We start from the raw sequence: 8,364 nt of genomic DNA, 5'->3' as shown, positions 1-8,364 counted from the left end.
ACAATACCAGCGCACCGCCCACAGGATCACATCACCCTGGAAATGGCGCCACTTGAAATCCGTCATCGTTCCGTCCGTCCAATCTCCGCCAAGCATGCTCAAGCTTCACGATTTTTGCAACAGAGCCCTCCGATGCGGCGCACCGCAATAGCAGCGAGTTACCCTGGAAATGGCGCCACTTGAAATCCGTCATCGTTCCGTCCGTCCAATCTCCGCCAAGCATGCTCAAGCTTCACGATTTTTGCAACAGAGCCCTCCGATGCGGCGCACCGCAATAGCAGCGAGTTCGGAGGAGCCGCTAGTAGCGTCCAGATCAAAGCCTCTTCAGCTAGGATGGCGAACTTCTCGTGAGTGCTTGAACAACAGTCTTGACCGAGCTGGTAGTAGCAGCAACGATAGGAGCCATGTGCTGTCGGAGGGTTCATAGTTGCCGATAGAGCGATTGAGAGCCACGCAGTCTTTCCTGCGTGAGTTCATTGAGGCCGTTCCAGGCGCGGTCTACGCCAAGGATCGTGAGGGCCGGATTCTACTGGGGAACGAGGCTTTCGCAGAAGCGGTTGGCTGGCAAGCTGGTGGGTTCATCGGTAAGACCGACCTTGAGCTACTGGCTGACAAGGACTTGGCTCGCACGATTGTTGAAAATGATCAGAGGATCATGGCAGGAGCCGCAAAATGCCAGGTCGAAGAGAAACTGCGGGCTGAGGACGGTACCGTCAGCTATTGGTTGTCCACCAAAGCTCCGTTCACCGATGATCAAGGCGATTGCGTGGGCCTTCTCGGTGTATCCATCGACATCACCGAGCGAAAGCAGCAGGAACGACGGGAAAGGCTGCTCGCTCGGGAAGTCGAGCACCGCAACAAGAACCTGCTGGGAGTTGTCCAAAGCATCGTCAGACTTACATCAACGGCTACGATAGAGGAATATCGTGAGGCAGTCCTCGGGCGACTGGAGGCGCTCAGCCGAGTTCAAGGTGTTTTGACGCACGAGCAGCGTCAAAAGCCAGCATTAAAAGACATACTTCTGAATGAGCTAGCGGCATACGGTCTCAGCACGGGCGGTCGTGTCCGATGGGCTGGTCCTGAGATGGAAATAGGAACCGATGCCGCGCAGCCTCTGGCAATGATATTCCATGAACTTGCTACGAACGCGGCCAAGTACGGAGCATTCGCAGATGCGTCAGGGTCGCTAGACCTGGTTTGGGAACTGTCCGGGTGCGATACAGAGCTGCATATAGAGTGGTGCGAACGGGCAAGCCGTCCTGTTGGACCACCCAACCGCAAGGGTTTTGGGACGAGATTGATCTCCACTATTGTGGAAAAGCAGTTTCGTGGAAGTGTTTTGGTTGAATGGGAAAAGAGCGGAATTCGGTGTTGCATCTCCCTCCCCATGCAAAGCGTATCAGGTTGATTCCTTAACTTATCTAGCGCAACCACCTGCAATAGCGCGGTAACCATCATCAGACGGTCTTGCGTTTCCTCCTGATGACTTAGCTAATGAACTGTCGGGCTGTCGCCTGAACCAGCGACGCATGGCCTAAAGCGCATGTCCGCTTGTGGCGCTTCTGCGCCTTGACGCCAGTCGGCCCCAAGCTGTCAATAGAGGGCGTTCGCTTCCTAATATGGGTGGGTTTGTCACAGGGGCAGGACAAGAAATTACTGCCGGTGGCTGCCATGATCGTCTTCTCGAAAGATCGAGTTTGAGAAATTGCAGCCTACGGCTCTATGGCGTAGAACCCTCGTGTTTTTGGAGTATTCGAAATGATCCAGCGTCACCGTTAACGCGGCAAGGCATACGCCAGCGGAGTGATCCGCCGACAGAACTGTATTTTCGAGGACATCATGCAAAGACTGAACAACAAGACGTGCGTCGTCACTGGCGCTGCGCGGGGCATCGGTCGCGCCATCGCGGCTCGCTTCCATGACGAAGGGGCCATCGTCGTCATCACCGATATTGATGAAGCTACAGGAGCGGCGACGGCAGCCGAAATCGGCTGTCGATTCGAACCTCTTGATGTGCGTGAGGAGGCCGCTTGGTCGCGCCTAGCCCGGCTCGTTCCTGTGGCCGACGTAGTGGTCAACAATGCTGGGGTGACTGGCTTCGAAGAACGCATGACACCTCACGACCCAGAACACGCCAGCCTTGCGGATTGGCGTGAGGTTCACCGGGTCAACCTAGATGGGACGTTCCTCGGCTGCCGCTACGCGATAGGTGCGATGAAGGGTGCGGGGACAGGCTCGATAATCAACATATCCTCGCGCTCGGGGCTAGTCGGCATCCCAGGTGCGGCAGCTTATGCCTCTTCCAAGGCCGCGATTCGCAACCACAGCAAGACGGTTGCACTCTACTGCGCACAGCAGGGCTGGCGGATACGCTGCAACTCGATCCATCCTGCTGCAATCCTCACGCCGATCTGGGAGCCGATGCTGGGTAGCGGTTCCGATCGAGATGCCAAGATGCAGGCGCTCGTCGCAGATACGCCGCTCAAGCGGTTTGGAATGCCTGATGAGGTTGCGGCCATTGCCGTGATGCTCGCCTCGGACGAAGCAACCTACGTCACCGGGACGGAGGTGAGCATCGACGGCGGGCTGCTGGCAGGTTCCGCCGCTTCACCTAGTTGAGGGCCAGGCTGATCTGCCCGCCATTCATACCAAATTAGGAGCATGCAATGACTGCAATTGGCGCGAGGCGGAAGACGTCTGGCGGTCCATTGCAGACATAGAAGAGCCGAGCGGGTTTAAGCTACTTAGATCCCAAGATCATCTCGAGTGCGGCGTCCTGGGGCAGACCAGCCATCTTGTCGATACTGCCATCAGGCTTCTTGAAGACGATCGCAGGGGTGCCGGAAAAGCCAAGCTCGGTCATCAGGGTGGCATTGCCTTCAAGCTTTTGTGCGATTGCGGGGTCCATCGTGTCCGCGGGAGCAATGCCGCCACCCTCGTAGTTGTTCGCGTTTTCCGCCAAAGCCTCTTCAGGCGATGCGGCTTGAAGGATAGCAGCCGCCTTGGCAGGTGAATCCTGTCGGATTACCCCAACCATCACGTGCCTCAATTGTACCTTTCCCCCCTCAACCCATGGTCTGGCGACGGTCCAGAGCTGATTGCAGTAGGGACAGTTTGGGTCAGTGAACACGTAGACGATCCTCGACGCGTCTGGACTACCGTCCTTCACCCATGTCGATTGCTCCAGCTTTTGCCAACCCTCTTCTGTGATCGGCGCTTCGACCATCTCCTTGAGCTGGGTCTCCGCCATGTCCTGTCCTGCTGCGTCGACAAGTGTGCCAACCACAACATGCTCGCCATCTGGAGTGAGGTAGAGTGCCAACGGTTGCGCACCAGCTTTTGCAGCGAATGCTCTCAGCCCGCCCGGCACTTTCATCTCTCCGAGGATTGTTATCCCCTGCTGCTCGATCACCTTCAGTATCCGGGGATACTCTTGGGGTTGTGGGATATCCTCGGCTGCGGCGATCTGCGGTGCAGAACCGAACAGCAGCGCTGCAAACAGCATCAGGGTGGGCCTGAGCTTGGTGAAAATGAAGAGGCGCATTGGAGTTCCTTCAAAAGCTGTCGCTTGACCTGTTCACCTTAAGGCAGCCTTAAGGCAGCGGTCCCTGTGCATGTGGCAGCGCCGGTCCTTGCTTCTGGACGAGCAGGCGTCCTGTCGCCAGCGGCGTCTGCTTGTTCACGTCCATTGGACGACGGGGCCCAAGACGGAGCGGCCCCCGACTCCGACTGCTCTCAACCGCCCAGCGAAATGTCCCAGTTCTGATAGAGGATATAAGCAGCAACCAGGAGGATCAGTCCGGCGAACAGGCGGTTGAGGATGTTTTTGTAGGCGCTGAGGCGCGTGGCGAGTAGCATGCCGAGCACGCCGCCAACGATACCGCCGCCGATGAACTCGACGGCGAGCCACCAGTCCACCAGTCCTGAGCTGGCATAGTTCAGGGCGGTGGCCAGGCCGAATGCGCCGACGGAGAGGAGAGAGGTTCCGATCGCGTTTATCATCGGCATGCCCGTCGCCAGCATCAGGCCGGGCACAATCAGGAAGCCTCCGCCGATGCCAAAGAAGCCAGATGCCGAGCCCGCGGCTAATGCCACGGCGGCGGTGGCAAGACACATCCGGAGGTCGACAGGACGGCATTTGACCGCAGGTGCCTTCCTGGGCTTGAGCATCAGCGCGCCCACCACCACCATCAGGATGCCGAACAGGAATATCAGCCGGTCTCCGTCCATCGCCTTGCCGAGGCTGGAGCCGCCGAGCGCACCGAGAACACCGAGAGCTGAGAAGACAGCCGCGCATCGCCACCAGACATGACCCTTGATGGCGTGGCTGGCGAAGTTCGCGAAGGCATTCACCGAGACCGCAAGCGCGCCCGTGCCGATCGCAACATGCGGCTGGGTTACGCCGACCACGTAAAGGAGGAGCGGTGTGGCCAGGATTGACCCGCCACCGCCCAGCAGGCCGAGCATGAAGCCGACGATCCCGCCGGAGCCGACTGCCGCAAGGATTGAGGTGGTCACGTCCGTCTGCTCCATACTCGGTCGTGGAAGGTCATGCCCACCAGCATGGCGATGACGAACAGCACCGTCTGGGGGATACCGATAGACAGCGACGCGACCGCCGGACCGGGACAGAAGCCGCCGATGCCCCAGCCAAAGCCGAACAGGGCGGAGCCGATGATGAGCGGCGGGGCTATCTGCCGATTGGTCGGGACATGGAAGCTGTCGTCAAAGGCCGGGTGTCGCATCCGCTTCATCACCCGAACCCCGATAAAGGCGACCACGACGGCACCACCGAGAACGAAGGCAAGGCTTGCATCCCACGCGCCAAACACGTCGAGGAAACCTTGAACGCGAGCCGGGTTCAGCATGCCCGAGAGCGACAGGCCGAAACCGAAAACGATGCCTGAGGCGAGAGCTGCTCCGAATTGGTAGACGTTCCTGTTCATAACCCGAGACCCCGCAGAACCGTGACGGCCACGATGCCGGCCGTGAGGAAGGTGGCAACCGCCACCATCGAGCGCGGAGACAGGCGGGCTAGGCCGAGCACGCCATGGCCGCTGGTGCAGCCGGAGCCCATGCGCGAGCCGAAGCCGACGAGCAACCCGGCGACGATGATCAGCGGCCACCCTGCCGTGATCTCCACCGTGGGCCAGCCGTCGAAGACGAGCAGGTAGGCGAGCGGCCCGAGCAGCAGGCCAAGCACGAAGGCGAGGTTGATGGTCAGGCCGACGCCTTGGGCGAGCCGTCCGACGATGCCGCTGATCCCGGCGATCCGCCCGTTGAGGAGCAGCAGCATGACCGCTGACAGCCCGATCAGCATGCCACCGGCCAGTGATGGGAGATATTCGATCATGTGTCTTCCTTCACGCAGAAGATGTCATAGAGGGCGGCAACCAGTTCGGCGGCCTTCTCTTCCGTCAGGGAATAGAAGATCTGTTTGCCGTCCCGCCGGGTTGCGACGATGCCGGAGCCACGCAACACCGTCAGGTGCTGCGACAAATGTGGCTGATGCAGATCGAGCTTCTCTTCAAGCTCGCCAACGGAGTACTCGCCCTCCACCAGCGTGCAGACGATCATCAGCCGCGCCGGATGGGAGAGCGTCTTCAGGAGGTTTGCCACCTCTTCGGCGCGGCTGGCCATCTCGACTGGAGAAAGCCCCGCCTTCAACATGGCCCTGAGGTCAGTGCTCATTCCCATGCCGCTCCCTGCAATGCATCGAGCGGGAACTTGAGGTAGCGCTTGCCGTTCGCTTCTGGCTCCGGCAGACGCCCGCCACGGATGTTCACCTGCAGGGCATGCAGGATGAGCTTCGGCATCGGCAGCGTCTTGTCGCGCTTCGTCCTCAGCGTAACGAATTCTTCCTCGCTCACGCCGACAAGATGCGAGTTGGACTTCTTCTGCTCGGCAACCGTGCTTTCCCAACGGGGTGCGCGGCCGTCCGGCTGATAATCATGGCCCGTGAAGATCCGCGTCTCGTCCGGGAGCGCGAGGATGTCTTGGATCGATCTCCACAAGACGCGGGCATCGCCGCCTGGGAAGTCGGCACGCGCCGTGCCGCTGTCCGGCATGAAGAGCGTGTCGTGGACGAAGGCCGCGTCGCCGATCACATAGGTGATGGAGGCAAGCGTATGTCCGGGCGAGAACATCACCTTTGCGTCGATGGAGCCAACCTTGAACGTCTCGCCATGGGCAAACAGCCGGTCCCATTGCGAGCCGTCGGTGGCAAGCTCCGGCCAGTTGTAAATTTCCTTCCACAGCTTCTGCACATCCACGACGCGCTCACCGATGGCGGTGCGGGCACTCGTCTTTTCCTTCAGGTATTGAGCCGCAGAAAAGTGGTCGGCATGGGGATGGGTGTCGAGGATCCACTCGACCGTCAGGTCGTTCTCGCGGACATAGTCGAGGATGGCGTCGGCATTGATCGTCGCCGTCGCGCCTGCCTTCTCGTCGAAGTCGAGAACGGGGTCGATGATGGCGCACTTGCCCGTATCCGGATCCGAAACCACGTACTGGACGCTCCAGGTGCGCTTGTCGAAGAAGCCCTTGACCTGCGGCCGACGGGAGGCGTGCTGCTTGATCCAGTTTGCCGCGGCAGTTGTGTCGAAGCCGCGTTCGCGTCCGAAGTCGATGACGTCGTCGGCCCGCATGCGGCCGTCAAGAACCTCACCAATGAGGTGGAGGTTCAGCGACCGGGTACCGCTCTTGCAGTGGGCGAAGACGGGGCCTTCAGATCCAGCGACCGCGCGCTGGAAGGCGCGCATGTCCGCCTCGGTGATGGTGGCTCCTGTGACCGGAATGAACGCATAGGACAGGTTGCAGTGCTCTGCTTCCTGGGCTTCGGCCTCTGTTCCCGGCTGCCCGGGCTCCTCGCCATCCGGGCGATTGTTGATAAGCGTCTTGAACCCGTTTTCGCGCAGCGAACGGATGTCTTCAACACTTGGCTGAGACGAGACCGCAAGCTTCTCGGATACTCTGGTTACAGGCATGACTAGCTCCGCGCACATATCGTTATACGTTCTAATATATTATATATTGATATGTCTTCAAGCCTAGTCACGGAACTTTGTGGTCTTCCTGTGGTTCCCGCGCAGAGGAGATCAAGACCATGTCCACGACAGCGAACCGGGTCAGCGCCCAGACATCCGACGAGATCAACAACCGCCTTCGCTGGCAGATGGAAGAGAGGCTCGCCTACTACGAAACGCACCCCGACTAGATCGCAGCGAGGCTGGTCGAACTCGATCGGGAATGGGACATCGAGAGGACGCTTGAGGCGAATGCTTCCACCTTGGCATTCACGGGAACAATGCTGGCGGCCACAGTGGACCGAAGATGGCTGGCGCTTCCGGCCATCGTAACGGGGTTCCTATTCCAGCACGCCATGCAAGGCTGGTGCCCGCCGTTGCCCATTTTGCGCAGGCTGGGCTTCCGAACAGCAGAAGAGATCAATCAGGAGCGATATGCGTTGAAAGCGCTCAGAGGTGACTTCGACGCCAAGGGCGGCAGCAAGCTCGATACCGTGCTGCGAGCGGTCGGGATCAGACGAGGCGGCGCATGACGGCAGCCATCACACCGAAGGAACGTGAGAAGCAGAGCTTCCCCGCGACGCTGATCTGGGCAAGATATGCACTCGGATTTGGACTAGGCGGTTTCTTCGACGGAATACTGCTTCACCAGATCCTGCAATGGCATCATCTCCTAAGTGGCATTGAAGAGGCACGCCAGGACATTCGCGTCCTCATCCTGACGGACGGTCTGTTTCACGCTCTCATGTACGTTATAGCCGCGGCGGGGCTTGGGCTGCTGTGGCGGTCGAGGCACTCTTGTGCTGCCCACGGAGCAGACAGGCTCCTCTTCGCAAGCGCGGCGATCGGTTTCGGTGTCTGGCATATCCTCGACAGTGTCCTTTCCCATTGGATACTCGGGATTCACAGGATCCGGATGGACGTGGAAAACCAGTTGTTTTGGGATTTGCTGTGGTTCGCCGTCTTCGGCCTTTTGCCTTTGGCTTTGGGGCTGCTGATGCGCAGGTCCAGTAAAAGAAGTGGCTCGAGCCGTCGTACCCCCGGCGGACCGGCCGCTCTTGCTTTGGCAGTTTTCGTCGCAGGGCCTCTCGCGGCGCTACCTGCTCCAGACGACGATACCGTGATGATCGTGTTCCGCCCCGACGCGACCGTCGCACGTGCGATGGAAGGATTAGAGGCAAGCCGCGGGCGGCTCATATGGTCCGATGCGTCTGACACCGTCTGGGCTGTCGACATTTCCGGTGGAGGAGATGCTCGACAGTTCTACGCTCACGGCGCACTCCTGATCAGCAACTCGATCCTGCCAGCCGGGTGCTTCAACTGGACGCGGATCTGAGGC

Annotated in this window: 9 protein-coding genes and 1 pseudogene; 4 read left to right on the top strand and 6 right to left on the bottom strand. The window is 59.7% G+C overall.

The genetic code is table 11. The features are described from left to right. Positions 1-442 precede the first annotated feature (442 nt). The gene (locus tag ACEPP2_RS18890; RefSeq protein WP_395517562.1) at positions 443-1,408 is read left to right on the top strand and encodes a PAS domain-containing protein; all 966 of its coding nucleotides are present in this window, start codon (positions 443-445) and stop codon (positions 1,406-1,408) included. Between the two features lie 431 nt (positions 1,409-1,839). Then, on the top strand, positions 1,840-2,619 hold the full coding sequence (locus ACEPP2_RS18885) for an SDR family oxidoreductase (RefSeq protein WP_395517561.1): 780 nt from the start codon (positions 1,840-1,842) through the stop codon (positions 2,617-2,619). A 121-nt stretch (positions 2,620-2,740) separates the two neighbouring features. Here the strand turns inward: ACEPP2_RS18885 and dsbG are convergent, their stop codons facing one another. From dsbG to blh, 6 genes are all read right to left on the bottom strand, one after another. Beyond that, on the bottom strand, positions 2,741-3,544 hold the full coding sequence (gene dsbG / locus ACEPP2_RS18880; RefSeq protein ID WP_395517560.1) for a thiol:disulfide interchange protein DsbG: 804 nt from the start codon (positions 3,542-3,544) through the stop codon (positions 2,741-2,743). Between the two features lie 191 nt (positions 3,545-3,735). After that, positions 3,736-4,533 carry a sulfite exporter TauE/SafE family protein gene (locus ACEPP2_RS18875; protein WP_395517559.1) on the bottom strand — a complete coding sequence of 266 codons (798 nt, stop codon included), beginning with the start codon at positions 4,531-4,533 and terminating at the stop codon, positions 3,736-3,738. Continuing rightward, positions 4,515-4,946 carry a DUF6691 family protein gene (locus ACEPP2_RS18870; protein ID WP_395517558.1) on the bottom strand — a complete coding sequence of 144 codons (432 nt, stop codon included), beginning with the start codon at positions 4,944-4,946 and terminating at the stop codon, positions 4,515-4,517. The genes ACEPP2_RS18875 and ACEPP2_RS18870 overlap by 19 nt, the downstream gene beginning before the upstream one ends. Then, a complete protein-coding gene (locus ACEPP2_RS18865; protein WP_395517557.1) occupies positions 4,943-5,353 on the bottom strand; it encodes a YeeE/YedE family protein in 411 nt (136 codons plus the stop codon). Before ACEPP2_RS18865 ends, ACEPP2_RS18870 begins: the two co-directional genes overlap by 4 nt. Next, on the bottom strand, positions 5,350-5,697 hold the full coding sequence (bigR, locus tag ACEPP2_RS18860) for a sulfite-sensing transcriptional repressor BigR (protein ID WP_395517556.1): 348 nt from the start codon (positions 5,695-5,697) through the stop codon (positions 5,350-5,352). The genes ACEPP2_RS18865 and bigR overlap by 4 nt, the downstream gene beginning before the upstream one ends. After that, the gene (blh, locus tag ACEPP2_RS18855) at positions 5,688-6,986 is read right to left on the bottom strand and encodes a bifunctional sulfur transferase/dioxygenase Blh (protein WP_395517555.1); all 1,299 of its coding nucleotides are present in this window, start codon (positions 6,984-6,986) and stop codon (positions 5,688-5,690) included. The genes bigR and blh overlap by 10 nt, the downstream gene beginning before the upstream one ends. A 119-nt stretch (positions 6,987-7,105) precedes the next feature. Here blh and ACEPP2_RS18850 point away from each other — a divergent pair. Further along, positions 7,106-7,558 (top strand): annotated as a pseudogene (locus ACEPP2_RS18850) (hypothetical protein). Next, positions 7,555-8,361 (top strand): DUF2243 domain-containing protein, encoded by an 807-nt coding sequence (locus tag ACEPP2_RS18845; protein WP_395517554.1) that lies wholly within the window; start codon positions 7,555-7,557, stop codon positions 8,359-8,361. Before ACEPP2_RS18850 ends, ACEPP2_RS18845 begins: the two are co-directional and overlap by 4 nt. The last annotated feature ends 3 nt before the right edge of the window (positions 8,362-8,364 follow it).

This window comes from Pseudorhizobium flavum, assembly GCF_044142885.1.
In the GTDB taxonomy this organism is placed as follows: Bacteria; Pseudomonadota; Alphaproteobacteria; order Rhizobiales; family Rhizobiaceae; genus Neorhizobium; species Neorhizobium flavum.
Note: the sequence above shows the minus strand (reverse complement) of the source record. Positions and strands in the feature narration are given on the sequence as shown.